General features: G+C 63.2%; 20 protein-coding genes and 2 pseudogenes. 12 read left to right on the top strand and 10 right to left on the bottom strand.

Annotated features, from left to right (window positions below; all coding sequences use genetic code 11):
• Positions 1–37: 37 nt before the first annotated feature.
• Together QM716_RS02350 and QM716_RS02345 are read right to left on the bottom strand one after the other, a co-directional pair.
• Positions 38–940 (bottom strand): dihydrodipicolinate synthase family protein, encoded by a 903-nt coding sequence (locus tag QM716_RS02350; RefSeq protein WP_283302142.1) that lies wholly within the window; start codon positions 938–940, stop codon positions 38–40.
• Positions 941–973: 33 nt separating this feature from the next.
• The gene (locus QM716_RS02345; RefSeq protein WP_283302140.1) at positions 974–1,759 is read right to left on the bottom strand and encodes an aldolase; all 786 of its coding nucleotides are present in this window, start codon (positions 1,757–1,759) and stop codon (positions 974–976) included.
• Between the two features lie 165 nt (positions 1,760–1,924).
• On the opposite strand from QM716_RS02345, the gene QM716_RS02340 reads away from it, so the two are divergent.
• Both QM716_RS02340 and QM716_RS02335 read left to right on the top strand, forming a co-directional pair.
• The gene (locus QM716_RS02340; protein WP_283302138.1) at positions 1,925–2,515 is read left to right on the top strand and encodes a helix-turn-helix domain-containing protein; all 591 of its coding nucleotides are present in this window, start codon (positions 1,925–1,927) and stop codon (positions 2,513–2,515) included.
• A complete protein-coding gene (locus QM716_RS02335) occupies positions 2,512–2,937 on the top strand; it encodes a hypothetical protein (RefSeq protein WP_283302136.1) in 426 nt (141 codons plus the stop codon). The genes QM716_RS02340 and QM716_RS02335 overlap by 4 nt, the downstream gene beginning before the upstream one ends.
• Positions 2,938–2,944: 7 nt before the next feature.
• Here QM716_RS02335 and QM716_RS02330 read toward each other — a convergent pair whose 3' ends face one another.
• From QM716_RS02330 to QM716_RS02320, 3 genes are read right to left on the bottom strand one after another with little or no spacing between them, the layout of a single operon-like run.
• Positions 2,945–4,417 carry a carboxylesterase/lipase family protein gene (locus QM716_RS02330; RefSeq protein WP_283302135.1) on the bottom strand — a complete coding sequence of 491 codons (1,473 nt, stop codon included), beginning with the start codon at positions 4,415–4,417 and terminating at the stop codon, positions 2,945–2,947.
• A complete protein-coding gene (locus QM716_RS02325; RefSeq protein ID WP_283302133.1) occupies positions 4,414–5,943 on the bottom strand; it encodes a carboxylesterase/lipase family protein in 1,530 nt (509 codons plus the stop codon). The genes QM716_RS02330 and QM716_RS02325 overlap by 4 nt, the downstream gene beginning before the upstream one ends.
• A 29-nt stretch (positions 5,944–5,972) precedes the next feature.
• Positions 5,973–7,382, bottom strand: a complete 1,410-nt coding sequence (locus tag QM716_RS02320) for a dihydrolipoyl dehydrogenase family protein (RefSeq protein WP_283302131.1) — start codon at positions 7,380–7,382, stop codon at positions 5,973–5,975.
• 82 nt (positions 7,383–7,464) lie between these two features.
• Between QM716_RS02320 and QM716_RS02315 the strand changes: the two genes are divergently transcribed.
• Together QM716_RS02315 and QM716_RS02310 are read left to right on the top strand one after the other, a co-directional pair.
• Entirely contained in the window at positions 7,465–8,217 is a 753-nt protein-coding gene (locus QM716_RS02315) for an SDR family oxidoreductase (protein WP_283302129.1), read from the top strand.
• Positions 8,217–9,539: an NAD(P)/FAD-dependent oxidoreductase gene (locus QM716_RS02310; protein WP_283302126.1), complete on the top strand. Its 1,323-nt coding sequence runs from the start codon at positions 8,217–8,219 to the stop codon at positions 9,537–9,539. Before QM716_RS02315 ends, QM716_RS02310 begins: the two co-directional genes overlap by 1 nt.
• A 3-nt stretch (positions 9,540–9,542) precedes the next feature.
• Here QM716_RS02310 and QM716_RS02305 read toward each other — a convergent pair whose 3' ends face one another.
• Entirely contained in the window at positions 9,543–10,046 is a 504-nt protein-coding gene (locus QM716_RS02305) for a COG4315 family predicted lipoprotein (protein WP_283302124.1), read from the bottom strand.
• A 350-nt stretch (positions 10,047–10,396) separates the two neighbouring features.
• On the opposite strand from QM716_RS02305, the pseudogene QM716_RS02300 reads away from it, so the two are divergent.
• Positions 10,397–10,774: pseudogene (locus QM716_RS02300) on the top strand (ATP-binding cassette domain-containing protein); the annotation flags it as partial.
• Positions 10,767–11,093, top strand: a pseudogene (locus QM716_RS02295) (ABC transporter permease); the annotation flags it as partial. The pseudogenes QM716_RS02300 and QM716_RS02295, both read left to right, overlap by 8 nt.
• Here QM716_RS02295 and QM716_RS02290 read toward each other — a convergent pair.
• Positions 11,056–11,550 (bottom strand): helix-turn-helix domain-containing protein, encoded by a 495-nt coding sequence (locus tag QM716_RS02290; RefSeq protein WP_283302122.1) that lies wholly within the window; start codon positions 11,548–11,550, stop codon positions 11,056–11,058. The pseudogene QM716_RS02295 and the gene QM716_RS02290 sit on opposite strands and share 38 nt — an antisense overlap.
• Before the next feature lie 941 nt (positions 11,551–12,491).
• Between QM716_RS02290 and QM716_RS02285 the strand changes: the two genes are divergently transcribed.
• On the top strand, positions 12,492–13,304 hold the full coding sequence (locus QM716_RS02285) for an FAD:protein FMN transferase (protein WP_283302120.1): 813 nt from the start codon (positions 12,492–12,494) through the stop codon (positions 13,302–13,304).
• A 2-nt stretch (positions 13,305–13,306) separates the two neighbouring features.
• Here QM716_RS02285 and pgi read toward each other — a convergent pair whose 3' ends face one another.
• Positions 13,307–14,962: a glucose-6-phosphate isomerase gene (pgi, locus tag QM716_RS02280; protein WP_283302118.1), complete on the bottom strand. Its 1,656-nt coding sequence runs from the start codon at positions 14,960–14,962 to the stop codon at positions 13,307–13,309.
• Between the two features lie 92 nt (positions 14,963–15,054).
• Here pgi and QM716_RS02275 point away from each other — a divergent pair, with 92 nt between their 5' ends.
• Positions 15,055–16,509: an NAD-dependent succinate-semialdehyde dehydrogenase gene (locus QM716_RS02275; protein WP_283302116.1), complete on the top strand. Its 1,455-nt coding sequence runs from the start codon at positions 15,055–15,057 to the stop codon at positions 16,507–16,509.
• Positions 16,510–16,583: 74 nt separating this feature from the next.
• Here the strand turns inward: QM716_RS02275 and QM716_RS02270 are convergent, their stop codons facing one another.
• Positions 16,584–16,910, bottom strand: coding sequence for a chorismate mutase (locus tag QM716_RS02270; RefSeq protein ID WP_019744757.1), 327 nt, complete (start codon positions 16,908–16,910; stop codon positions 16,584–16,586).
• 316 nt (positions 16,911–17,226) lie between these two features.
• Here QM716_RS02270 and pcrA point away from each other — a divergent pair, with 316 nt between their 5' ends.
• Positions 17,227–19,737: a DNA helicase PcrA gene (gene pcrA / locus QM716_RS02265; protein WP_283302113.1), complete on the top strand. Its 2,511-nt coding sequence runs from the start codon at positions 17,227–17,229 to the stop codon at positions 19,735–19,737.
• Between the two features lie 75 nt (positions 19,738–19,812).
• On the opposite strand, the gene QM716_RS02260 is transcribed toward pcrA, so the two are convergent.
• The gene (locus QM716_RS02260; RefSeq protein ID WP_502941934.1) at positions 19,813–20,703 is read right to left on the bottom strand and encodes a M23 family metallopeptidase; all 891 of its coding nucleotides are present in this window, start codon (positions 20,701–20,703) and stop codon (positions 19,813–19,815) included.
• 361 nt (positions 20,704–21,064) lie between these two features.
• Here QM716_RS02260 and QM716_RS02255 point away from each other — a divergent pair, with 361 nt between their 5' ends.
• The 3 genes from QM716_RS02255 to sucD all read left to right on the top strand — a co-directional run bounded on the left by QM716_RS02255 (position 21,065) and on the right by sucD (position 25,173).
• Positions 21,065–22,906 (top strand): hypothetical protein, encoded by a 1,842-nt coding sequence (locus QM716_RS02255; RefSeq protein WP_283302109.1) that lies wholly within the window; start codon positions 21,065–21,067, stop codon positions 22,904–22,906.
• A gap of 179 nt (positions 22,907–23,085) precedes the next feature.
• On the top strand, positions 23,086–24,255 hold the full coding sequence (gene sucC, locus QM716_RS02250; RefSeq protein WP_003946426.1) for an ADP-forming succinate--CoA ligase subunit beta: 1,170 nt from the start codon (positions 23,086–23,088) through the stop codon (positions 24,253–24,255).
• 15 nt (positions 24,256–24,270) lie between these two features.
• Positions 24,271–25,173 (top strand): succinate--CoA ligase subunit alpha, encoded by a 903-nt coding sequence (gene sucD, locus QM716_RS02245; protein WP_283302108.1) that lies wholly within the window; start codon positions 24,271–24,273, stop codon positions 25,171–25,173.
• Positions 25,174–25,200 lie beyond the last annotated feature (27 nt).

Raw genomic sequence — 25,200 nt, 5'->3', positions numbered from 1 at the left:
TGCATCCCATCTTGCCGGAACCCACTCCGACGTCAGGTCACGACGCGACGATTACACCGCGAGCCACCGACAGAGCGTCGGACAAAGCAGTCTTGGTGTTGTCGTCGAGGGGAAGGAGCGGCCGACGGGGAAGGCCGGCGTCGACGCCGAGAACATCCAACCCGGCCTTGACCGTCGACGGCAGTCCGCGACTGACGAGGACCTTCAGTAGTGGCTCGATCTGTTCGAATACAGCGCCGGCATCCGACCGATCACCGGATTCGAGTAGACGCCAGAAATGCACCACCTGTTCGGGCACCAGACACGGAGCTGCCGTGCACCATCCGCTTGCGCCTGCAGAGAAAGATTGCAGTGCAAGAGGATTGCTGCCGTTGAAGAAGGGGATAGTGCCACCGCTCAGTTCGTTGATGCGGTTCATCCGGGTGATGTCGCCGGTGGATTCCTTGATCATCGTGATGCCGTCGACGGTGGAGACGAGGTCGAAGAGAAACTCCGGCGACATGTCGATACCGGTGGTGGCCGGATTGTTGTAGATCATCGTGGGAATGTCGACGGAATCGGCTACCGCAGTGACGTGTTCACGAATCTCCTGCTCACCCAGATGCCAGTACGATGTGGGAAGGATCATGACTGCGTCGGCGCCGGCGTCTGCCGCGATCGATGCTCGGCGAAGTGCTCCCGCCGTCGTCAGGTCCGATACTCCGACGACGGTGGGGACTCGGCGGTCGACGTAGGCGAGGGTCTCGCGGGCGACTGTCTCCCATTCCGCGTCGTCGAGATAGGCGCTCTCGCCGGTGCTGCCGAGTGGGGCTATCGCGTCGACACCACTGCTGATCATGCTGTCGAGGAGCGTGTGTAGCGGATTGGGATCGAATGCTCCGGTGTCGCGGTCGAACGGGGTGATGGGATAGGCGACGATTCCCTTGATAGTGCTGCTCATGAGGCTCTCTGTTCTGTTGGTGAGAAACGAAATTCAGTTGGCCAGTGCGTCGGGATGATTGCGGAGAGCGCGACGGGCGTAGTACGCGAAGTTCGCCTCGCTGCGCCGAGGAGTCAGTGTCCAATCGTGTGCCTCCTTCGCCAGGCGAGGCGGTAGCGGCTTGATGTCGCCGGCAGCCATCGCCAGCAACTGCAGTCGGGCCGCTCGCTCGATCAGATGCCCGAGGGAGCAGGCCTCTTCGACCGTGTTGCCGACGACGAGTTGGCCGTGGTGGGCGAGCAGAATTGCCCGCTTGTCACCGAGCGCGGCCGAAATGATCTCGCCCTCCTCGTTTCCCACGGGAATTCCGGGCCAGTCGGCGAGAAATGCGCAGTCGTCGTAGAGGGGCGCGATGTCCATTTGGGATACGACGAGGGGAATCTCGAGCATCGACAACGCGGTCGCGTGTAATGGGTGCGTGTGGACGATGCAGTTGACGTCGGGTCGGGCGCGGTAGATCCAGCTGTGGAACCTGTTGGCGGGGTTCGGCATTCCCTCGCCGTCGAGGACTTCGAGATCCTCGTTGACAAGCAGGAGGTTGTCCTCGGTGATCTCGTCGAACCCGAGGCCGAGTCGCTGGGTGACGAACGTGCCGGGCTGCTCGCCGCGGGCGGAGATCTGGCCGGCAAGGCCGGAATCGTGGCCGGCGTCCGACAGTGCCCTGCAGGTCAGAGCGATCTTCTGTCGAACGGTCCAACTACCTGTGGTTACTTCGGTGAGCATCTTCGTCTCGGCGGTGGCCATGAGTTCTTGCTTGCTCGCATGCATCGAGTCGGTCATGGGTGTGCCTTTCTCTGGACTGAGGAGTAGATGACATTCAGTCACCTATAAGACACAAAGTGTCATATAGGACGGAAATGTGCAACGCCAGGTCCGTATGGCGATCATCGCCGCAGTTCAATGGGTGGGTAGGGTTAGGACACAAAGTCTCGTGAGAGGAATCGAATGGCAGCGTTTCTGCGAACACATCGGCGTCGCGCCGGTCTGACGCTCGAGGGCCTGGCCGAGCAGACCGGTCTGACGAAGAGTTACCTCTCGAAGGTCGAGCGGGGTATCAGCACGCCGTCGATCGCGGTAGCGCTCAAGATTGCGCGGGTGCTCGATGCTGATGTGGGACAACTGTTCTCGGACAGCATGGAGGGCAACGTCATGACGATCGTGCGCGCTAAAGACCGGGTGATCGACCCGGCGTCCTCGGTCGAGTCTTCTGTCTACGATCCGATCGCGCCCGCTCTGGTCGGAAAGGCCATGCAGCCGTTCGTGGTTCACCCGGCCTCGGTGATGGGCCCCAAGTTCATGGATCACACGGGGGAGGAGTTCGTGTTCGTGCACTCCGGTTCCGTCGAATTCGAAATCCCCGGGCAGACGATGCATCTCGACACCGGCGACAGCCTGTACTTCGACGCGAATACGCCGCATCGGATGCGGTCGGTCTCGGCAGATCGTGCGGTGGTGCTGGTTGTCGTCTACGACAGGCCTTCGACTGGATCGCCCAGCGGTGACTCGCTGGAAGCGCACTGCGGGTTGAGCAGATGACGCTCGGGATCGACACGACACTGACGCTGCTCGCGGCCGGTCTGATCTTCCTTCTTTCCCTGTGCCTGGGCATCTGGAAGTACCGTCAGATGGCCACCTCGGAGAATCACCTCGCCCATCCATATGTCGACATCGCCCACCGGGCTGCCCTGATGTACTCGTTCGCAACGCTGTTGATCGCGGTGTTCGTCGAACTGAGCGCGTGGCCGACGTGGATCAACCTGACCAGTGCCGCAGTGGTCGTGTTCTTCTTTCTCGCAGCGATATTGAGCTACATCGCTCGCGGTGCGATGAAAGACACCGACAACCAGTTCGAGTCCGCCGGTCCGCCCCTGCATCTCGGAATGTTCCTGCTGATTCTCGGAGAGATCGGCGGATTCGCGGCCCTACTCGCAGGATTCGTGAAAGGCCAGTTCTTCTGATCGGGCTTCAGCGCCTGTGCTCGTAGCCGATCCAGGCCCGTCGACGCTCACCCATCGGGTCGTCTTCCACCCGGGACGTCTCGTCGAAGATCATCGTTTGCCGCTCCGGGACGGAATAGGCGGGCCAATCCCGGTCCGGCACTCCGTGTCGGGCGAAATGGATCCAGTGGCGCTGCATGGTGGAGGTCACCGCGGTCAGTCCGCGGCGTCCTCCTACCGCGGTCAAGGCCGCGGTGAGTGCATCCGAACGCCCGAAGACCGCAAGCAATTCGGTGGCATGGGTAGCGCCCATGCCGACGAGTCGGAGCAGGCGAGGCGCAAAATCGTAGCGGTAACTGTAGGTCGGAGCTACCTGGCAATGGCCCTGGGCGCACAGTATTGCCGGTTCCCAGAAAGTGATGTCGCCGCCGAGATCTGCGGCAGCGAACCGGTGTGGATACGTGGGATAGGCCGCAAGCGCGCGTTCTTTCACGTCCGGCGGGGTGTGGGAGAACATCTTCTCGATCCGAACCGGATTTGTAGGCAAGATGTCGAGAACGCGCGGAAAGATCCGCCCCTCATGGAGATTCGAACCGACCAGCAACGGAACTGGGTGGGCTTTCCCTGCGGCGAACACGTCGAGCGGGTGTTCGGGAAGGACGTCGTCACCTACCACAGGAGCAAATGCCCGCGTTCCGGGTTCCTCGTCCGCGCCGCGGCGCGCAAGTTCTTCTCCGGCATCGACCAGTTCCTTCACCGAAGCGGAGCGCAGCCACGATGCCGGATCGGTATCCGGAGCATGTGCGATCTCGAGGAACTCGCGCGCCCAGCGATGCGCTCGCTGCTTTCCGTACGCCGAAGCAGCCGGCGGACTTTGAGCGATGGCCCGAGCAAACAACCCTTCGGCCGTCGGCGTTGCCATCAGGGTTGTCACCGCGTTGGCGCCGGACGATTCACCGAAGACGGTGACGGCGTTCGGGTCACCACCGAAAGCGGCGATGTTGCGCTGGACCCACGTCAGCGCGGCGATCTGATCCCGCAATCCGAGGTTCGTCTCGAATGATTGTTCCGCAGTCGAATATTCACTGAAATCGAGGTAGCCCAACGCGCCGAGACGATATTGGATCGAGACGTAGACGATGTCGCCACGTTCGACCAGGCTCGTTCCGCGGTACATGGGCGTCGACGGGTTCCCGCCGCTGTACGCGCCGCCGTGAATGAAGACCATGACCGGTCGCAACGACTCCGACGGTACCTGCGGAGCCACGACGTTGACGAAGAGTGAGTTCTCGTCGAAGTTGCTCTTGCGCTGCGGAGACGGAGAGCCGAATGCCCCCGCCGGGCGGACACCATTCCAAGCCTCTACCGCCTGTGGTGCGCGAAATCTCCAAGGGCCGGTCGGGGCCGCTGCGTAGGGGATTGATCGCCAGGTGCGCACTCCTCGATCGAGGCGCCCGCGCACGACTCCGGAATCGAGAGTGATCTCGAGATCGCTCGTCACGGTAGGGAAATGTCGGTGCCGTGGCTACGGTAACCGCTGTATCCGGCCCAGGCCAAGCGTTGTTCGCGCCGAGGGTCGTTCTCGACGCGGACGATCTGGTCGAAGATCATGGTCCGACGCTCCTGCACGTCGTAACGCGGCCACGATCCGCGCGGCGAGCCGTGCTTGGCGAAGTGAAGCCAGTGTCCCTGAACGGATTCGGTGACCGCGCGCAGTCCGCGTCGACCGCCGGGAAGGGTGAGGCCGCGCCCGACAAGGGTGTCGCCGATGCCGAATACCGCGAACATCTCGAAACCGTGAGTGGCGTCGAGGCCGAGCCAACGCATCATCGTCGGCGCAAAGTCGAATCGGTAGGCGTACGTCGGCGCCGATTGTGCGTGCGCTTGCATCAACTCCACGGAAGGGTGCCAGAACGTGACGTCGCCGCCGACATCGATGGCGGACTGCTCGTCGGGATAGCCGGGGTAGGTTGCGAGGATGCGCTTCCCGGCTTCGGGATCGGTGAGGGCGAACATGGTGTCGATGCGCGACGGGTTGGTCGGGAGTGCGTCGAGCACTTTCGGGAACAGCGTTCCCTCCCATCTGTTGGTTCCGATGATCATCGGAACCTGGTGTACCGATCCTTCTTTGAATGCGTCCAAGGGGGAGCGCGGAAGGAAGTCGCCGTCGACGACCGGCCCGAAGGGGTGTAGTCCAGGTGTGTTCGCGAGTACCTCGGCGCCGAGTCTGCTTCCGGCTCGGCCCAATTCGACAGCTGTCGCCGAGGTCAGAGCCTTCGCGGGCGGTAGGCCGGAATTGAGGATCTCGACGAAACGCGCACCCCAGGCATGCGATCGCTGCGTGCTCGAGACCAGATCCGGAGCTGAACTCTCGGCAATCGCACCAGCGAAGAGGCCCTTGGCGGCCGGAGTAGCCATCAGGGTGGTGACGGCAGTGGCTCCGGCGGATTCACCGAAAATCGTGACTTTGTCGGGATCCCCACCGAAGGCGGCGATGTTGCGCTGCACCCACTGCAGGGCCGCGACCTGATCGCGCAGTCCGAGGTTGGAGTCGAATACGCGCTCGGATGTGGAGAACGGGGTGAAATCGAGGTAGCCCAGAGCGCCGAGCCGGTAGTTGATCGAGACGTAGACGACGTCGCCGCGTTCGACGAGGGACACACCGGAGTACAGGCCGGTGGCCGAGGTCCCGATGGTGTTCGCCCCACCGTGGATGAAGACCATGACTGGACGCGGGGTGTTACCGGTGTTCGCTGGAGCGAGCACGTTGAGTGTCAGGCAGTCCTCGCTGCTCGGCTGGTACTTCCCGGGCGAAAGCAGCAGCCCCTTCTTGTGTTGCACCGAGGCGTCGCCGAACCTGGTCGCGTCGCGTTCGCCGGACCATGGTGTGACCGGCTGTGGCCGAGTCAGACGCAGTGTTCCGACCGGCGGACGGGCGTAGGGAATTCCGCGCCAGGCATGAAGTTTTCCCACCCGGCGGCCGCGCAGGGTGCCGTCGGCCGTGGTCACAAGTATGTCGGACGCCATGTCGCGACTATACGTACTTCGGGATCGCGTCAGCGGCGAGCCTCCAGCAATCGAAGCCAGACCTCACTGACCGTCGGATACGAGGGCACCGCATGCCACAGAGTTTCCAGTGGTACGGCGCCGACCACTGCGATTGTCGCCGCATGCACCAGTTCGGATACTTCGGGCCCGGCGAAGGTAGCGCCGAGGATCACGTCGGTGGCCTTGTCGATCACCAACTTCGCGCGTCCCGAGTAGTCGTCACGCAGCAGCGAGGATCCTGCGACGGCCAGTTCGATCTCCACCACTTCGACGTCGTAACCGTCGTCGCGAGCTTTCTTCTCGGTGCGTCCCACCCAGGCGATCTCGGGTGATGTGAACACGACCTGGGGAACCTGCCCGTTGTCCGCCGACGCCGTGTATCGAGGCCCCCGCAGTCCCCGACTCTCGGCCCGCGCCGCGATGACGTCTCCGCACACTCTCGCCTGATACTTGCCCATGTGGGTGAGCGGTGAACGGCCGTTGATGTCGCCGACTGCGTAGAGCCACTCACCTTGGGCGCAGAGATGAGCGTCGGTAGTGACGTACTTGCCGTCCTCGAGGCCGATGGCGGACAAGCCGAGATCGGCAGACGTCGGACCGCGGCCCGCCGCGACGATGACCTCGTCGACCTCGATCACGCCGGAAGTTGTCTCGAGAGTGACGGGTCCTCCGTGGATGTGGCCTTCGCCGGTGTCTTTGGCATCGGGTCGTGACACCGAGTTGACGGCAGTGCTCAGTCGAACGTCCACACCTCGGGCGCCGAGTGCTTCGGCCACCATCGTTCCGGCAAACGGTTCTGCTGATTTCAACAGAGCATCACCTCTCACGAGCAGCGTCACGTGAGCGCCGAACGACGACAACCACGTTGCGCACTCCGTTGCGACGACTCCGCCGCCGATGACCGCCACTCGCGACGGAACCTCGTGCAGGTTGGTCGCGTCGCGCGAGGTCCACGGGAGTGCCTCGCGCAATCCCGGTGTCTTCGGGACGGTGGCAGTTGTGCCCGTGGCGAGTACGACTGCCTGGCGGGCGCGGAGCTTACGGGTCCCGTCGACGGTCACTGCTCGCTCGCCGTCGATGACCCCGTGGCCTCTGATCACGGTGATGCCCACGGAGGCGGCCCAGTCGACCTGGGACGAATCGTCGTGGTTGTGGGTGAACGAGTCGCGCCGTTTCAGGACGGCCTCGACGTCCAGCGGTCCGGCCGGGACCCCGGGCAAGGCGTCGGCCGCTTCGAGGACCTGCCCTGGACGCAGTAACGCCTTGCTGGGCATGCAAGCCCAATACGAGCATTCACCGCCGACCAGTTCGTGTTCCACGATTGCGGCAGTGCGATTGCTCCCGGCGATGGCGTATGCGGCGGCGTTCTCACCAGCGGGCCCACCGCCGATCACGATGACATCGAATTCGTCGGTCATGGCTCCACGGTATGCCGGATCGGTCCGAGTTCGCTCGGTTACTGTCGGGTACGAGAGCTCGATGGTGGCTACAGTTGCACCCATGATTCGGCAGAAGATTTTGATCACGGGTGCCAGTTCGGGTCTCGGGGAGGAGATGGCCAGGAGATTTGCCGCGGCAGGTCGCGATCTCGCGCTGTGTGCCCGGCGGACGGATCGCCTCGACACACTGCGCGAGGAGTTGGTGGCGCAGTACCCGTCGATCAGCGTTGCAGTGCGCGAACTCGATGTGACCGAACACGATTCCGTCGTCCGAGTTTTCGGCGAGCTTCGCGAAGAGCTGGGCGGTCTGGACCGGGTGATCGTCAACGCCGGGCTCGGCAAGGGTGCGAAGATCGGTACCGGCAAAGCGCACGCGAATCTCGCAACAGCGCAGACGAATTTTGTCGGTGCGCTTTCGCAGTGTGAAGCTGCGCTCGAGATCTTCCGCGCGCAGGACGCCGGACACCTGGTTCTCGTGTCCTCGATCAGCGCGGATCGGGGGCTACCCGGTCCGAAGGCGGCCTACTCGGCGAGCAAGGCCGGGGTAGCGGCTCTGGGTGAGGCGCTCAGTATCGAGTTGTCGCGCACACCCATTCGGGTCACCACGCTGCTGCCAGGCTTCATCAAGACCGACATGTCCGCCGGCGCCGGCGACGATGCTGCGCTCATGGCCAGTTTGGACGAAGGCGTCAGCGCGATGGTCGACGCCATCGAGAAGGAAACCACTCGGGCGGCGCTACCCGGCCTCAAGTGGCAGGGGATAGATGCTGCGCTACGATTCCTGCCCAACTCCGTGACAGCGAGGTTTGTCTGATGAGCATCCACATCTCGAACGGTAAGCCCCGGGTAGTGATCGTCGGTGGCGGCTTCGGTGGGCTGTACGCGGCGAGACGACTCAAGAAGGCCGACGTCGAGGTAGTTCTGATCGACCGGGGAACCAGCCACGTCTTCCAGCCGCTGCTCTACCAGTGCGCCACCGGTCTGCTCTCCGAAGGGCAGATCGCAAGTCCGCTGCGTCATCTACTCGAGGACAACAAGAACACGAACGTCGTTCTGGGCGAGGCAAAGTCGGTGGACGCGGACGCCGGGATACTGACTGCCAGCCGCTTCGACGGGTCGACCTTCGAATTGCCGTACGACTACCTGATCGTGGCGGCTGGAATGCGTCAGTCGTACCACGGTCAGGACGAGTTCATCAAATGGGCGCCGGGGATGAAAACCCTCGACGACGCTCTCGCGATCAGACGCAGTCTCATTGCCGCGTTCGAGATGGCCGAGTCGCTCCCGACGGCGGAGGAGCGTCGACCGTGGCTGACCTTCGCCGTGGCGGGCGGCGGGCCCACCGGCGTCGAATTAGCCGGACAGATCCGTGAATTGGCGATGCACGCGCTGACCAACGAGTTCCGGTCCATCGACCCGGACGAGGCGCGGGTGCTGCTTTTCCACGGCGACGATCGTGTGTTGCCGTCGTTCAGCCGCAAGCTCTCGGCTGCAGCCAAACGCACTCTCGACGGGATAGGCGTCGAGACTCACCTCGGTGTGCACGTCACCGACGTGTGCGAGACCAGCATCGAGACGACGGACAAGAAGACAAAAGAGAAGCGGCAGTACGAGACACGGACGATTCTGTGGACTGCGGGCGTCGAAGCAGTGCCGTTCGCCGAGGCCTTGGCGACGGCGCTGGGTGTGAAGCAGGTCGGCGGTGGCCGCATCGAAGTGGAAGCCGATCTGACCGTCCCCGGTCACCCGAACGTCTACGTGGTTGGCGACCTCATGTCTCGAGACAAGCTTGCCGGGGTGGCCGAGGTTGCGATGCAGGGTGGCCGGCACGCCGGGGCCAGGATCGCGGCCACAGTCGAAAACGGTGCACCCAACCGAAAGCCTTTCAAGTACCGCGATCTTGGAACTGCGGCCTACATTTCGCGTCGCCACGCGTTGCTTCAGGCAGGGCCGGTTCAGTTGTCCGGGTTCATCGGATGGGTGTCCTGGGGAATCATCCACATCGCGTTTCTCGCCGGGTTCCGCAACCGCGCCAGCACGGTGCTGAACTGGGGTGCAACCTTGGCGTCGAAAACTCGTCGGGAACGGGCAATCACGTACGGTGACCCGGAAACCGCTCGGCAGCCGTACAACTGACGACTACTCCGTTTCGAACACGGGGTTACCGGCGGCGTTGATCATCCACCACAGGCTGCCGACACTCTGCCCGAGCGTGTCGCCGGGAACCTTGTCGTCGAGGTACCGATAGACGGGCTTGCCGTTGACGGTGATCTGGAACGATCCCTCGGGTCCGTCGACGGTGCCGATCACCGCGTCGATTCCTTCGACGATCGGTGAATCGGTGACCGAGGTGACCGCGGGCCAGTAACGCAGGCACGCATCGTCACACGAACCGGCTTGGGAGTTCTCCTCGTCCGGGTTGTAGACGTAGACCGTCATGCCCTCGCCGTCGACGGCGATCGTCCCGAGCGGGGAGTCGGCGGTCTTCAGCAGGGGTGCATCGGCAGCGGCAGGTGGTGACAGCGACGTCGAGATGGCGGTGACGTTGTCCGCGCTGTCCCCGGAATCGAGGGCGTCGGGCGAGCAACCGGTGAGGATGAGGGCGGTACTCGCAACCGTCGCGAACAACCACTGTCTGCGCATGACATCTCCGTTCTGGGCGGGAGTGCTCGGGACGAGCAATCGGGGATACCCGTTGCGGACGAGCTGAAAACGCTGGGCGATCGATCCCTCGAAAATAGCTCTGTTACAGAGCTATTGTGAGGTACGGATGAAATCGGAGCTGGCCTTGCAGATGACGTCCAGGAAACTCTCGGTCAATTGCGCCGGGGCACCAGGAAGGCATCGGGGCGGCCGTTTGCAGTACAACCGCTCGGCGGCGCCCAGATCGAACTCGTCACGTTGCTACGACGCAACCCGGGCCTGTCCGTGGCCGAGGCTGCCGGGCGATTGGGTGTCGCGGCAAATACGGTGTCCACCTTGGTTCCTGCTGTCTCGGGTACGTGCCACAGCTTTCGATCGAAGGCGCATTGACCGCACGCGAGAACGTGACCTGGTTCGCGCGACTGTACGACGTACCGAGGTCCGAACGACGCGAGCGCGTCGACCAGGCGCTCGAGATGGTGGATCTGCTTGATTCGGCGGATCGTCTCGCGTCTAGCTTCTCCGGCGGTATGGTGCGACGGCTCGAACTTGCGCAGGCCATGGTGAACCGACCGTCGCTGCTGGTGCTCGACGAACCGACGGTGGGGTTGGATCCCATTGCCCGCGAATCCGTCTGGCAGCGAGTGGTGGAGATATAGAAGCAGTGCGGCATGACCGTCCTGTTCACTGCGCACTACATGGAAGAAGCCGACGAGTTGTGTGATCGTCCTGGGCGCAGCGTTTTTTGCCTGCCTGTCGGTCGCGATCGCGGGAATCGTGCTCAAACGAGATCGATTGATGGGCATCGGGCAGGCAATCACCATGCCACTGTTCTTTGCGTCCAACGCGGTGTACCCGGTCGAACTCATGCCGACGTGGGTTCAGTGGCTCAGCAGCATCAACCCGCTGAGCTACGAGGTATCAGCGCTGCGCGGTCTACTCATCGGAATGCCGACCAATTACGCCGTCGACTTCGGCGTGCTGATCGGGGCAGCGATGCTCGGAATCGTTACCGCCTCGGCACTATTAGACCGGTTGACTCGCTGACGTTCACCCTGGACTCGTCGCGCGTGAACGGTGGGGTGTACGTGCTGCAATCCGGGGGGACGGCCGGGAGTCCTTCGGACGAGCGAAGTTTCTCCGCAATGGACGAGAGCAAATCTTGCGATTCGAGGGAGAGATCGACCGCTTTGATGGCCAGAGAACGTAATTCGCTGTCGTGGAATTCTTCGACAACCGAACGGTCTTCTTCCGGAATCAGTTCGGGATCTTGCCGAGGCGTCGGACCGAAGAAGTACTCGGCGGCAACGCCGAAGTAATCGGCCAATGCCAAAACGACCTGCTCGGACGGATTTGTGCGCACACCACTTCGGAGTTGCGAGAGGTACGGCGTCGAAATCTTGCATCCTCGTTGTGAAAGAGCTTCCACAACTTGTGCGTTGGTGAGTCTAGGGGCTGTGGCCGGGTACAAGGCGTTCAAGCGGTCCTTGAATGAATCGGTCACAATTCCTCCCTCGAGCGTGACCCGGCGTCACAGCTACTTCGCAGTTTTCACATAGTAGACGACACGGTTATCCGGGACTCTGGTCGAAAGTCGTTTCACCTGCGGATATTTGGTGCTGCGACATTCCAAAGATTTTGCAAAGTATGTGATTTACGCCGCGTACTGACCGTTCGTTTTGCCAAGCGGCGTGGGGGTGGCGTATAACCAAAATGGCGGTGGTTACCCCGTTGTGCTGCAGGTTCTTTCGGCCGGTCCTGTGTGTCACGGTCGATGCATGTCGACCCTGTCTGTAACGTGCGAGAACTGCCGGCGAGCGACGGCCGCTGTGTTCCGCGGGAGTTGGCACGCCGTCCTTACTTGGTGATCGACTCGATGCCCGCGAGCAGTAACAGGCGCGTACTTTTCGTCATTCGCGAGTGGACGGTCAGGCGCGTCGACCTGTCGGTCAGGTGTTCCTCAGTGGCTCCGATCGACATCGACGCGTTCCGAAAAGCGGCCGATTGGTATGTCGCCGATGTTGGAGCGCAGTACATCTCGTCGCTCGCCACTATTTCATACTGTGCTGTCGGCGCCGTCGGCCTGTACCCCGACAGATTCGGCATCCTTCGGCGACGACACACTGGTCTCGTGGCGCAGCATCCCGGCAAGGCTTGTCGAGTGTCGCCTCTGCATCTTTCGAGTCGGAATTGCCTGTTGCGTCAGTAGTGGTCTGCGTCTTTGCAGTAAGACGCCAGTCAGTGCGGTAAAGAGGGTGACAGTGACAGGCGGCAATTCTGTCGCACAGATCTTCCGATTCGTCCCTGTCCCGTCCCAGTCTCGGCTGTCGAAATGCTGCACACCGTGCACCATGCCTTCCCCGACCCTGATCAGCGGCTTATGGCACGGGGCTTGCTGACCGGCGCATACTGGTTACAACGCGGTGTTTGAAGGGCAGGACTGGCATGGTCAGTGTCGAGAAGTGGGCGATGTGGGATTCCGCCGTGGAGGTGGATGTCACCGAAGGCGCTGCGCTGCCCACCGCGCACGCGTTGATCGCAGCTGCCATCGACGAAACCGAGACGGTATGCGACCTTCGCCGGGGCGACGCCGAGATACACGCCGTGAATCTCGCTCAGGGAACTCCGGTCAAGGTGACACGACGTATGTCGGCTCTGCTGCGGTCGGCGCTGTGGGCGGCCCGTATGACCGGCGGTGCAGTCAATCCGCTTGCCGACAACTACTCCGAGGACGAGTCCATCCCACCGGTCCACCCGACCCCGACGTTCGAGGACGTACAACTCGACGGTGACGTGGTGTACGCGCCGTGGGGTGCGTCGTTCGACATCACCGGAGTTGCCAAGGCGGACACCGTCGATCGCGCCGCGCAGATCGTCGCTGCCGAACTGCAATGTGGTGTTGCCGTCCGGATCGGCGACGTGATCGCCACTGCCGGCCATGCACCGGCCGGTGGCTGGCAGATTCCGGTGCCCGGCAGCGAAGAAGTCGAGCTGATCAACGGAACCGCGATGGCGACGGCGCGGGCGGTAGAGTTGCCCTCCTGGGAACCCAACCAAGAGCGGCCCTCCACGGAATGGGCACAGGTCTCGGTGATCGCGGACGACGCGGTGTGGGCGTACGCCGCGAGCGAAGCAGCGTTGATCCGAGGCATCAGCGCCATCAAATGGGTTGAACAGCAAGCGCTTCGCGCTCGGCTCGTCGACCGATCCGGACGTGTGTACACAACGGAGAGTTGGTTCGGCCCAGCCGCCGCGTGAAGTCAGGCCCTTCCGCGCTCCCTGCGGTACCACTGCACCAGAGCATCTGTAGATGTGTCGCCGAGGTCGCTGGGTGCTGCTTCGGAAGAGAGCGCAGGCCCCAGTTCCAGTGCCTGTGTCTTGCCGAGTTCGACGCCCCACTGATCGAACGGATTGACACCCCACACAGCACCTTCGACAAATACCTGATGCTCGTAGAGTGCGATCAACTGACCGACGACCGAGGGTGTCAATTCCTTCGCCAAGATGGTGCTCGAGGGCCGGTTGCCCGGCATCACCTTGTGCGGCACCAACTCCGGTGCCGTGCCCTCTGACGCGATCTCTTCGGCCGTCTTGCCGAACGCGAGAACCTTGGTCTGAGCGAAGAAGTTACTCATGAGCAGATCGTGCATGGATCCCGTGCCGTCCGCCGTCGGCAGATCGTCGGTGGATTCCGCGAACCCGATGAAATCGGCAGGCACGAGCCAGGTGCCTTGATGCAGGAGCTGATAGAACGCGTGCTGCCCGTTGGTTCCAGGCTCGCCCCAGAAGATCTCACCGGTGGACGTGGTTACCGGTGAGCCGTCGGCGCGCACCGACTTGCCGTTGGATTCCATGGTCAGCTGCTGCAGGTACGCGGGAAAGCGCAACAAGTCGTTGGAGTACGGCAGAACTGCGCGGGATTGAGCGCCGAAGAAGTTGGAGTACCAGAGCCCGATGAGGCCGAGGAGGACCGGCGCGTTCTGCTTGAGGGGTTGGTTTCGGAAATGCGTGTCCATCTGGTGGAAACCGTCGAGGAACTCCGCAAAACGAACGGGTCCGACGGCGCACATGACCGACAAGCCGATCGCCGAGTCGACCGAGTAGCGCCCGCCGACCCAATCCCAGAATCCGAACATGTTCGCGGTATCGATGCCGAACTCCGCCACGCGATCGCCATGGGTGGAGACGGCGACGAAATGCTTGGCTACGGCAGAGACGTCTTCGCTGCCCAGACCGGCGAACAGCCAACGCTTTGCCGCGGTCGCGTTGGTGAGTGTCTCGAGGGTGGAGAAGGTCTTGGACGCGACGATGAAGAGCGTCGTCTCCGGATCGAGGTCGTCGAGTTGCCCGACCAGATCGGCAGGGTCGATGTTGGAGACGAACCGGACGCTGATTCCGGCGTCGGCGTAATGCCGTAGCGCGCGATAGACCATCACGGGCCCGAGGTCGGAACCACCGATGCCGATGTTGACGATGGTGCGGATGCGCTTGCCGGTGGCGCCGGTCCACTCGCCACTGCGCACGCGATCCGCGAAAGCTCCCATCGCGTCCAGAACCTCGTGAACGTCCGCGACGACGTCCTGACCGTCGACAGTCAGAGCAGAATCCTTCGGCAGACGCAGCGCTGTGTGCAGCACGGCGCGGTCTTCCGAAGTGTTGATGTGATCGCCCGCGAACATCGCGTCGCGTCGTGCCTCGACGCCGGCCTCGCGGGCAAGGTCGACGAGCAGCGCGAGAGTCTCGCGGCTGACACGATGCTTGCTGTAGTCGATGTGAAGATCACCGGCGTCGATCGTCAGCTCTCGCCCTCGGGCTGGATCGTCCTGGAAGAGTTCTCGCAGGTGAACGCCTTCGATGTCGGCGTAATGAGCGCGCAGTTTCTGCCAGGCTGAGGTTCCGGTGATATCAGTGCTCACGATCATCGACTTTAGTGGCACCGGCTGGAAACTTCCTCGCGAGTCTTACTCGCCCGCAGACGTACGCGGCTCCAACGAGCATCATGGAAGCCATGGACACATTCGAATTCATTCGATCAGTTCCCACCCAGTTGTTCCTCGGCGGCCGGTTCGTCCCCGCGGAGAACAACGCGACCTTTCCGGTATCCGATCCGGCGACCGGGAAATCGTTGACCGACGTCGCCGATGCGAGCCCGGCGGATGCGCTGCGCGCGCTGGACGAAGCCGTTGCGGTCTCGTCGAAGTGGGCGAGCACTCCTGCCCGCGAGCGCGGGGAGATCTTGCGCGCCGTCTACGAGAAGATCACCGAGCGCGCCGAGGACGTGGCGCTGCTGATGACCCTCGAGATGGGCAAGGCACTCGCCGAAAGTCGCGCCGAGGTGAAGTACGGGGCGGAGTTCTTCCGGTGGTTCAGCGAGGAGGCAGTTCGCATCGGCGGGCGCTACACGCCGGCGCCGGCGGGCAATGGCCGGATCCTCGTCACCAAGGCGCCGGTGGGACCTTGTCTGGCCATCACACCGTGGAACTTCCCGTTGGCGATGGGCACCAGGAAGATCGGACCGGCCTTGGCTGCCGGATGCACGATCATCGTCAAGCCCGCCTCGGAGACCCCGTTGACGATGCTGCTGCTCGCCCAGCTCATGGCCGAGGCAGGGCTGCCCGACGGTGTCCTCTCGGTGTTGCCGACGTCGAAATCCGGTGAAGTGACCGGCCCGCTCATCGACGACCCTCGGCTGCGCAAGCTCACCTTCACCGGGTCCACCGGCGTCGGCAAGATGCTCGTGGAGAAGTCCGCGAAGCGGTTGCTCCGTACGTCGATGGAACTGGGCGGCAACGCCCCCTTCGTGGTGTTCGACGACGCCGATGTCGACAAGGCCGTCGAGGGCGCGGTCCTGGCGAAACTCCGCAATGGCGGCGAAGCATGCACCGCCGCCAACCGGTTCCACGTCGCCAACGCGGTGCGTGAAGAGTTCACCACCAAACTGACCGAGAAGATGGCGACTTTCACGATGGGACCGGGGACCGACCCGGAGACCAAGCTCGGGCCGTTGATCAACCAGAATCAGCTCGACACCGTCGCGGAACTGGTCGCAGATGCGGTGGACGCCGGGGCGAAGGTGCGACTGGGCGGCGAAGTACCAGGTGGTGAAGGGTACTTCTATCCCGCCACGGTCCTGGCCGACGTTCCGGCGAGCGCACGGATTCTGAAGGAAGAAGTGTTCGGACCTGTCGCCGCAATCACCGGCTTCGACACCGAGGCCGAGGGAATCGCGGCCGCCAACGACACCGAATTCGGATTGGCCGCGTACATCTTCACGAAGGATCTCGACCGTGCACTTCGCGTTTCCGACGCTCTGGAATCAGGAATGATCGGCGTCAACCGCGGAGTGATCTCGGACGCGGCAGCGCCCTTCGGTGGTGTGAAGGAATCCGGATTCGGCCGCGAGGGCGGGACCGAGGGGATCGAGGAATACCTGAACACGAAATACATCGCGCTCGAGAGCTGATACACACGCGAACGGCCACATCGGGACTACCAGAGGCGTCCGATGTGGCCGTTCGTGAATGATCGACGTGTGCGCTAGTGGCCCAGGCGTCCGCGGCCCAGGCGCAGGAGCAGCATCGCGAGAGTATGGCCTTCTTGGCCGAGCTCGTTGAACCGTTCGAGGACCTTCATCTCCCGGCTGTGCACCAGACGCGGACCACCCGATGCCATCCGGGTGCGGCCGATGATCTGGGAAACCTCGGAGCGGCGTTTGATGGCCGCGAGGATCTCGGCGTCGAGACGGTCGATTTCTTTCCGGAGTTCGTCGATCTCCGCCTCACTCTGAGGGATCTCGACGTCTGTCGGAGCAGTATTTACAGTATTTACAGTATTTCCATTGGGTGCTGCGGCCTGGGTGCTCATTGCTATTCGTCTCCTCTTCCTACTGCGTGGATCGTGGTCTCGGCTCGGGTCGTTACCGATCCAGGCACACTGACGAAAATGCCCCGGATCCGATTCGGACCAGGGGCGGGTGAGCTGTTCAGATCACGTGCACCGAGGTCCGGGGCACGTAAAGTAACGCCACAGCGGACCGACGTGGTCGGCCGTGTTGTCGCGAACGGAAATGCTGAACATAGCGTCCAGTTTGCCATGTTCGACACGAGGAATCCAAGTGCCTCTACCAGCAGGTGGACGCACTGACGACCGTGTCGGTGGACGCCGGTAGCGTGGACAGGCGATGAACACGTACCCAGCACTCGGTGAGCACGACGGACATTCCCATCACGACGGGGGCGGCGCGCGGGGACACGACGCGGGTTCGGACGCCCTCCTCGAGGGGCTCAACCCGCAGCAACGCGAGGCCGTGGTCCATACCGGTTCGCCGTTGCTGATCGTTGCGGGTGCCGGCTCGGGCAAGACGGCAGTGCTGACGCGTCGCATCGCCTATCTGTTGGCCGAACGGGGCGTCACTCCTGGTCAGATCTTGGCCATCACCTTCACCAACAAGGCTGCAGCCGAGATGCGTGAGCGTGTGGCCGCGCTTGTCGGACCGCGCGCAAACGCCATGTGGGTATCGACGTTCCACTCGAGTTGTGTTCGCATCCTGCGGGCACAGGCGGCGCTCCTGCCCGGTCTCAACTCGAACTTCTCGATCTACGATTCCGACGACTCGCGTCGACTGCTGACGATGATCTCGAAGGACCTCGAGCTCGACACCAAACGATTCTCCGCGCGGCTTCTCGCCACGCACATCTCCAACCTCAAGAACGAACTTGTCGGACCGGAAGAAGCGGTTGTCGCGGCCGATCAGGATCCGGCGGAACTGCCGCGACTGATCGCCAAGGTCTACGGCCACTACCAACAGCGACTGCGTGCTGCGAACGCACTCGACTTCGACGACCTCATCGGTGAGACCGTTGCGCTTTTGCAGGCGTTTCCGCAGATCGCCGAGTACTACCGCCGCCGCTTCCGTCACGTGCTCGTCGACGAGTACCAGGACACCAACCACGCGCAGTACATGCTGGTGCGTGAACTGGTCGGTGGAGCCGGAGAGTCCGACCACGCGGTTGCCCCGGCCGAGCTGTGTGTCGTCGGTGACGCCGATCAGTCGATCTACGCATTCCGCGGAGCCACCATCCGCAACATCGAAGAGTTCGAACGCGACTACCCGGACGCCCGAACCATCCTGCTCGAACAGAACTACCGTTCGACCCAGAACATCCTCTCGGCCGCAAACTCCGTGATCTCCAAGAACACCGGACGACGAGAAAAGCGACTGTGGACCGATTCCGGTGAGGGCGAACTGATCGTCGGCTACGTTGCGGACAACGAACACGACGAAGCGTCCTTTGTCGCCTCGGAAATCGATCGCCTGGTGGACCAGGGCGAGACCAAGTTCGCCGACATCGCGGTCTTCTACCGAACCAACAACTCCTCGCGCGCGCTCGAGGAAATCTTCATCCGACTCGGTGTGCCGTACAAGGTGGTCGGCGGCGTTCGCTTCTACGAGCGCAAGGAAGTTCGTGACGTCGTCGCGTACCTGCGCGTCCTCGCCAACGAAGACGACACCGTGAGCCTGCGACGCATTCTCAACACACCACGACGCGGTATCGGTGATCGAGCCGAAGCCTGCGTCGCCGTGCACTCCGAGCACCGCAACATCAGCTTCGCCGCCGCACTGCGCGACGGCGCGGAAGGCAAAGTGGCGCTGCTCAATACGCGTTCACAGAAGGCCATCGCGTCGTTCCTCGAGATGATGGACGGACTGCGGGCCCTGCTGCCGACAGCGGCTGCCGACGAGGACGAACCCTTCGAGCTCGGTGACGTCGGTGAGGTCGCCGAGGCGGTGCTCGAGCGAACCGGCTATCGAGCCGAACTCGCGGCGAGCAGCGATCCGCAGGACGGCGCTCGGCTCGACAACTTGAACGAACTCGTCAGCGTGGCAAGAGAATTCAGTTCCGACGCACGAAACGCGGCGGGGCTGATAGATCCAGACGACGAGGAAACCGCAGCCATGCGTGAAGGTGAACCCGATCCGGGGTCGCTCGCCGCGTTCCTCGAACGCGTATCGCTTGTCGCCGACGCCGATCAACTGCCGGACTCCGACGACGGCGTCGTGACCATGATGACGCTTCACACTGCCAAGGGCCTCGAGTTCCCGGTCGTATTCGTCACCGGCTGGGAGGACGGGCAGTTCCCGCACATGCGCGCCCTCGGCGATCCTGCAGAGCTGTCCGAAGAGCGTCGACTTGCCTACGTCGGCATCACCCGAGCCAGGCAGCGCCTGTACCTGACGCGCGCGATCATGCGTTCGGCATGGGGGCAACCGATCCAGAACCCGGCGTCACGGTTCATCCAGGAGATCCCGGAGGACCTGATCAACTGGCGCCGCGAAGATCCGGGCACCGGTGGTGGATTCGGAAGTGGCAGGCCGGGTTACGGCAGCGGAAGCCGCTACGGCAGCCAGGGCGGCCAGGGCTATGGCGGCGGACAAGGCTATGGCGGCGGACAGAACTACGGGGGTGGGTCAGGCAAGGCTGCGTCGACTCCCAGTTTCGGAGCCGCGCGCGGCCGCAACAACGTTCTGGTCCTCACCACGGGTGACCGCGTCAGTCACGACAAGTACGGTCTGGGTACCGTTCTCGAAACCAAGGGCACCGGACCCACTGCGACAGTCACCATCGACTTCGGTAGCGCGGGCAAGGTGCGGTTGATGCTCATCGGCGGTGTGCCGATGGTCAAGCTGTAAAAGGCAGACAAAAACTTCCGGCCCGCACCTGAAAAGGTGCGGGCCGGAAGTTTTTCAGAAGTGTTGGGCTTGCGATCAGTCCTGCTCGATACCGAGGCTGATGCCGCGCGAGGCGAGCCAGGGGAGAGGATCGATCTTGTTCTCGCCGGCGAGGTGAACCTCGAAGTGAAGGTGCGGGCCGGTGGAGAAGCCGCGGTTGCCGACAGTGGCGATCTGGTCGCCGGCCATGACCTGCTGACCCACGGTGACGGTCGACGTGTCGATGTGGCCGTAGACGGTGATCGTTCCGTCCGCGTGCTGCAGGCGGACCCACATGCCGAATCCGGAAGCCGGGCCCGAATCGATGACCTTGCCGTCGGCGACTGCGACGATGGGCGTCCCGATCGGGGCAGCGATGTCGACGCCCGCGTGCAGGGTGCCCCAGCGGGTACCGAAGTTGGATGTGAAGGTTCCGACTGCGGGCAGGACGAACAGCGGGCGACGGGCAGCGGCTTCGCGTGCAGCGCGCTCGTCACTGAAACGCTGGCCCTTGGCAAGCAGATTGCTGAACTGGGAAAGATCGGTCGGCGCTGCGACGTTGAGGACCTGGGGAGCGTCGGCCTCGGTGGTGGCTGCCGTGGAGGTGGCCGGAGCGAATTGAGCGGCCTGCGGTTCTGCGGTGGTGCCGATCGCGGAGGACTCGTTGGCGAGTGCAACTTCCGAGTGGTCGGCGGCGGACGAGGAACCGTCGTTGATGACTGCCTGGCCCGCAGCGACAACTGCGCCGGCTGCAACGGCCAGAACGGCGGCGCGGCCCTTGAGAGCAGAGGGAGGAGTGGGGAGTCGGTGGGCACCGCTGCGGCGAACCGGAGATTCGACATCGACTGTCGGTGCGGAAGAGAAAGTGGGAGCGCTGATCACGTCGGACTCGACGAACTCGTGAGAGTCGGATTCTGACGACGTGGAGGATGAATTTCGAATGAACATATCGGTAGAGATCTCAGAACTTTTAGTCTCGGTGTAACGCCTGGCCGAGTGCGTTGGATAAGTGGTCGTGACCTCGTCTCGGGCTGGGTTCGAGAACCTACTAGCGGTGAACTGGCTGCGGTGATGCATATGCCGGTTCTCTCCTCGAGTTCGTGATCAGCCCGTGACTTAGACTGACTGACGGTAACGAAATGATTGCGATGGGCGCAAGCCGTAGCGGAAACCTGTCCGATTATGTGACGTGCCTCACAGCTTGACCTGGGAATATGTCGATACGGGCAAAACGGACGAATCATCTCGTTTCGTGATCAAGCGTGTCACAACCGGATCACCGGTCCACACAGGCACTACCGTCGATCGAGTGTCCACAACACCTGGAACTACGTCGCAGGCGCGTTTCGACGACCCCCGAGTGAAGTCCGGGGCGCCCCTCGCGGCGGCAACCGGACTGCTCGGAGCTGTCGCAGTGGCGGCCACTCCCGTCGTCGGAGTCGGGAGTGGCCGTGGGATCGACACGACGGGGGCTCTTGCTTCTGCAGCTCTCTTCGCCGCTGTCTGCACGATCATCGTGCCGCTGGTGGCAGTACTTGCTTCGGGTCGCAGGCCCGCTTTTGCCGGTGGACTCCTGGCAGGTATCGGCGCGGTGTCGCTCGGGGCGGCAATTCTGGACGTCCAGTTGTTCGTCGACGCAATCGATGCAAACCGCTTGGACCTTTTCCGTCCGGTTTCTGCGGGTTCGATCGATGCGGGTCCGGGTGCCTACCTCGCGCTCGCGGGCCACGGACTTCTTGTCGTGTCCGGTGTCCTCGGGCTCATGGTCGTCCATCGGGAATCGGAACGAGACGGATACGGCAGTGCTCGCGCCGCAGAATTCGACGGGCGATCGGTTGGCGGGCGGATCGGTGGGTGGCCGACAGCGCTACTGATTCTGGCCGCAGTGGTGTTCGTGCTCTCCCTGTTCGGTCCTTCCTTCAGCTCGCAGGATCCGATCTTCCTGGTGAAACCACTCGTCGACTCGGCGGCGGCCACCGCTGTCGGTATGGGTTTGGTTGGCGTCGCGGTACTCGTGGCGGTCGCGGCGGCATTGACGTCCATCTCGCTGCCGGTTGGCTGCGGCGCGCTGATCGGTGTCGGTCTCGGCGCACTGGCAGTCAGCGGCACCCGGGTGGTGGCGGGGTTCGCGGCAGGTGATCGGATCGGGGTCGGCTCGGGTTCCGTGGTCGGGGCGCTGGCAGCAGTGCTCATTGTCGTCATCGGAGTTTCGGCGCACTATCTGGCGGCCAGACGCGAAGCTGACGCGATTCCCGCCGCCAGCGCGGTCCGCGCTCCTGCGAAGACGACGAAGGGGGCCCTCAAAGCAGCCATGGCGGCTCAGTCCCGGGCAGCGCAGGCACGGGTGAACAGACTTCACAGCGTTGCCGGAACCGGCGCAGTTGTCACGGCAGCAGTGGCAGCCTTGGGCGCGGCCCTTCCGGTCCTGTCGTTGCCCGAGGGCATCCCGGAACCGTCCATGCTTTCGTCTCGACTTGTCCTGCTCGCCGCTGCCGTCCTGCTGGTCGCCGCGCTGGGTCTCTTTGTTCCGAGTCGCGCCGCCGTGGTGCGTCCGGCCGTCGGAGTGTTGTGGACCACGGTCGTGATGGGAGTCGCCGCGGTCATGCAGTCGGCGATCATCGCGACGGACGTACCGGGCGTCGGGTTGGGGTCCGGCGCCTTCGTCCTCTGCGGGGCGGCTCTCCTCGCTGCGGCCACGGGACTGCTCGTCTGGTTGGCGGGTAGCGCCGAACGTGAGGACGTCGACACGTCGGCAGACGGCGGTTCGAGAGGGCTGGTACTGATCGTCGGTGGGATCGGCGGCATCGCGGTCCTGATCGGAACCGCGCTTCCGCTTTATCAAGGCGACACGTACACCGCGGCGTCAGTTCTGGAGTGGCCGTGGGGAATTGACGTCTGGGGTCAACTGCTCGTCGGCGTCGCCGTCGTGATCGCCGCGGTGATCTCCGCGTCTGCGAGGCCGACACAGGGTGCAGTACTGCTGATCGGATCTGCCGTGGCAGCGCTGGTGTACGTCAGTGAGTGGCCGCTCACGTCATCGCGCATATCGGACGCAACCGTGGGGGTGGGTGCGATCACAGCAGCCACGGGCATAGTGTTGCTTCTCGTTGCAGCGTTCTCGAGCGCAAGAGTCAGTGAGACTGATGCTTGACAAATTCGGTGTGGTCACCTTGCTTAATCGGTGAGGTGTGCCTCAGTGGACATTTGCGCGTGACTTGGGCCACATAGCATCAATGCGGGCGCAAACCGAACGCGGCAACTGGCTAAAGTCCAGAACAGACCCGCTCCTACCCCTCGAGCGGGTGACAACGCAGACGAGACGGTGAGCAGATGGATCTCTTCGAATACCAGGCGAAGGAACTCTTCGCCAAGCACGGAGTGCCGACTTCGGCTGGACGTGTTACAGACACAGTCGCCGGCGCACGCGAGATTGCCGAAGAAATCGGTAAGCCCGTGATGGTGAAGGCACAGGTCAAGGTAGGCGGCCGCGGCAAGGCCGGTGGCGTCAAGTACTCGCCCGACGTGGATGCCGCAGTGGCAAACGCCGAGGCAATCCTGGGCCTGGACATCAAGGGCCATGTCGTCAAGAAGCTGCTGGTCGCAGAGGCAAGTGACATTGCCGAGGAGTACTACATCTCCTTCCTGCTCGACCGCACCAACCGCACCTACCTGGCCATGTGCTCGGTAGAGGGTGGCGTCGAGATCGAGGTCACCGCCGAGGAGAACCCCGACGCTCTCGCCAAGATCCCCGTCGACGCAGTCAAGGGCGTCGACCTCGCGTTCGCGCGCAGCATCGCCGAGGCAGGAAAGCTGCCCGCAGAGGTGCTCGACGCAGCGGCCGTGACGATCCAGAAGCTGTGGGAGGTCTTCATTGGCGAAGACGCACTCCTCGTCGAGGTCAACCCCCTCGTTCGCACGCCTGACGATCAGATCCTCGCCCTCGACGGCAAGGTCACCCTGGACGAGAACGCAGCCTTCCGTCAGCCCGGCCACGAGGCATTCGAGGATCGCGACGCTACCGATCCCCTCGAGCTCAAGGCCAAGGAAAACGACCTCAACTACGTCAAGCTCGACGGTGAGGTCGGAATCATCGGCAACGGCGCAGGCCTGGTCATGTCCACCCTGGATGTCGTCGCATACGCCGGCGAGAACCACGGTGGCGTCAAGCCCGCCAACTTCCTCGACATCGGCGGCGGAGCTTCGGCTGCCGTCATGGCTGCCGGCCTCGATGTCATCCTGAACGACGCGCAGGTCAAGAGCGTGTTCGTCAACGTCTTCGGCGGAATCACCGCATGTGACGCAGTTGCCAACGGCATCGTCGGCGCACTGAAGACCCTGGGCGACGAGGCCAACAAGCCGCTCGTCGTGCGCCTGGACGGAAACAACGTCGAAGAGGGTCGCCGCATCCTCGCCGAGGCCAACCACCCGCTGGTCACGGTCGTCGCAACCATGGACGAGGCCGCCGACAAGGCCGCCGAACTCGCTCACGCAGCGAAGTAAGGGACTCACAGAACAATGGCAATCTTCCTCACCAAGGATTCAAAGGTCATCGTCCAGGGCATCACCGGCGGCGAGGGCACCAAGCACACCGCCCTCATGCTCAAGGCCGGCACCCAGGTCGTCGGCGGCGTCAACGCACGCAAGGCCGGCACCACGGTCTCGCACGTTGCTGCTGACGGTTCCCCTGTCGAACTCCCCGTCTTCGCGACGGTCGAAGAGGCAATCAAGGAGACCGGCGCAGACGTCTCCATCGCATTCGTTCCCCCGGCCTTCTCGAAGGACGCCATCGTCGAGGCCATCGACGCGGAGATCCCGCTCCTCGTGGTCATCACCGAGGGCATCCCGGTTCAGGACTCCGCTTACGCTTGGGCGTACAACGAGTCCAAGGGCAAGAAGACGCGCATCATCGGACCGAACTGCCCCGGCATCATCACCCCGGGTGAGGCCCTCGTCGGCATCACGCCCGCCAACATTGCAGGCACGGGCCCCATCGGCCTGGTCTCCAAGTCGGGCACCCTGACTTACCAGATGATGTACGAACTCCGTGACTTCGGCTTCTCCACCGCCATCGGCATCGGCGGCGACCCGGTCATCGGAACCACCCACATCGACGCCATCGAGGCGTTCGAGAACGATCCCGAGACCAAGGTCATCGTGATGATCGGTGAAATCGGTGGCGACGCTGAAGAGCGTGCAGCCGATTACATCAAGGCCAACGTCACCAAGCCGGTCGTCGGCTACGTGGCAGGCTTCACCGCTCCCGAAGGCAAGACCATGGGCCACGCAGGCGCCATCGTCTCCGGTTCCTCGGGAACGGCTCAGGCCAAGCAGGAAGCTCTCGAAGCTGCAGGCGTGAAGGTCGGCAAGACGCCGTCCGCCACTGCTGCTCTCGCCCGCGAGATTCTTCAGAGCCTGTAAGGGGCTTCGCCCCCGTGCGTGGTTAGG

It is taken from the genome of Rhodococcus sp. IEGM 1409, assembly GCF_030056735.1.
Classification (GTDB): Bacteria; Actinomycetota; Actinomycetes; order Mycobacteriales; family Mycobacteriaceae; genus Rhodococcus_F.
This window is presented reverse-complemented; position numbering and strand designations above follow the sequence as displayed.

Coding starts and splice junctions, on each gene's coding strand:
- QM716_RS02285 (WP_283302120.1), top strand. CDS start 12,492: ATGGTCAGTGTCGAGAAGTGGGCGATGTGGGATTCCGCCGTGGAGGTG.
- sucC (WP_003946426.1), top strand. CDS start 23,086: ATGGATCTCTTCGAATACCAGGCGAAGGAACTCTTCGCCAAGCACGGA.
- pcrA (WP_283302113.1), top strand. CDS start 17,227: ATGAACACGTACCCAGCACTCGGTGAGCACGACGGACATTCCCATCAC.
- QM716_RS02315 (WP_283302129.1), top strand. CDS start 7,465: ATGATTCGGCAGAAGATTTTGATCACGGGTGCCAGTTCGGGTCTCGGG.
- sucD (WP_283302108.1), top strand. CDS start 24,271: ATGGCAATCTTCCTCACCAAGGATTCAAAGGTCATCGTCCAGGGCATC.
- QM716_RS02340 (WP_283302138.1), top strand. CDS start 1,925: ATGGCAGCGTTTCTGCGAACACATCGGCGTCGCGCCGGTCTGACGCTC.
- QM716_RS02345 (WP_283302140.1), bottom strand. CDS start 1,759: ATGACCGACTCGATGCATGCGAGCAAGCAAGAACTCATGGCCACCGCC.
- QM716_RS02320 (WP_283302131.1), bottom strand. CDS start 7,382: ATGACCGACGAATTCGATGTCATCGTGATCGGCGGTGGGCCCGCTGGT.
- QM716_RS02305 (WP_283302124.1), bottom strand. CDS start 10,046: ATGCGCAGACAGTGGTTGTTCGCGACGGTTGCGAGTACCGCCCTCATC.
- QM716_RS02335 (WP_283302136.1), top strand. CDS start 2,512: ATGACGCTCGGGATCGACACGACACTGACGCTGCTCGCGGCCGGTCTG.
- QM716_RS02350 (WP_283302142.1), bottom strand. CDS start 940: ATGAGCAGCACTATCAAGGGAATCGTCGCCTATCCCATCACCCCGTTC.
- QM716_RS02270 (WP_019744757.1), bottom strand. CDS start 16,910: ATGAGCACCCAGGCCGCAGCACCCAATGGAAATACTGTAAATACTGTA.
- QM716_RS02310 (WP_283302126.1), top strand. CDS start 8,217: ATGAGCATCCACATCTCGAACGGTAAGCCCCGGGTAGTGATCGTCGGT.
- QM716_RS02325 (WP_283302133.1), bottom strand. CDS start 5,943: ATGGCGTCCGACATACTTGTGACCACGGCCGACGGCACCCTGCGCGGC.
- QM716_RS02260 (WP_502941934.1), bottom strand. CDS start 20,703: ATGTTCATTCGAAATTCATCCTCCACGTCGTCAGAATCCGACTCTCAC.
- QM716_RS02275 (WP_283302116.1), top strand. CDS start 15,055: ATGGACACATTCGAATTCATTCGATCAGTTCCCACCCAGTTGTTCCTC.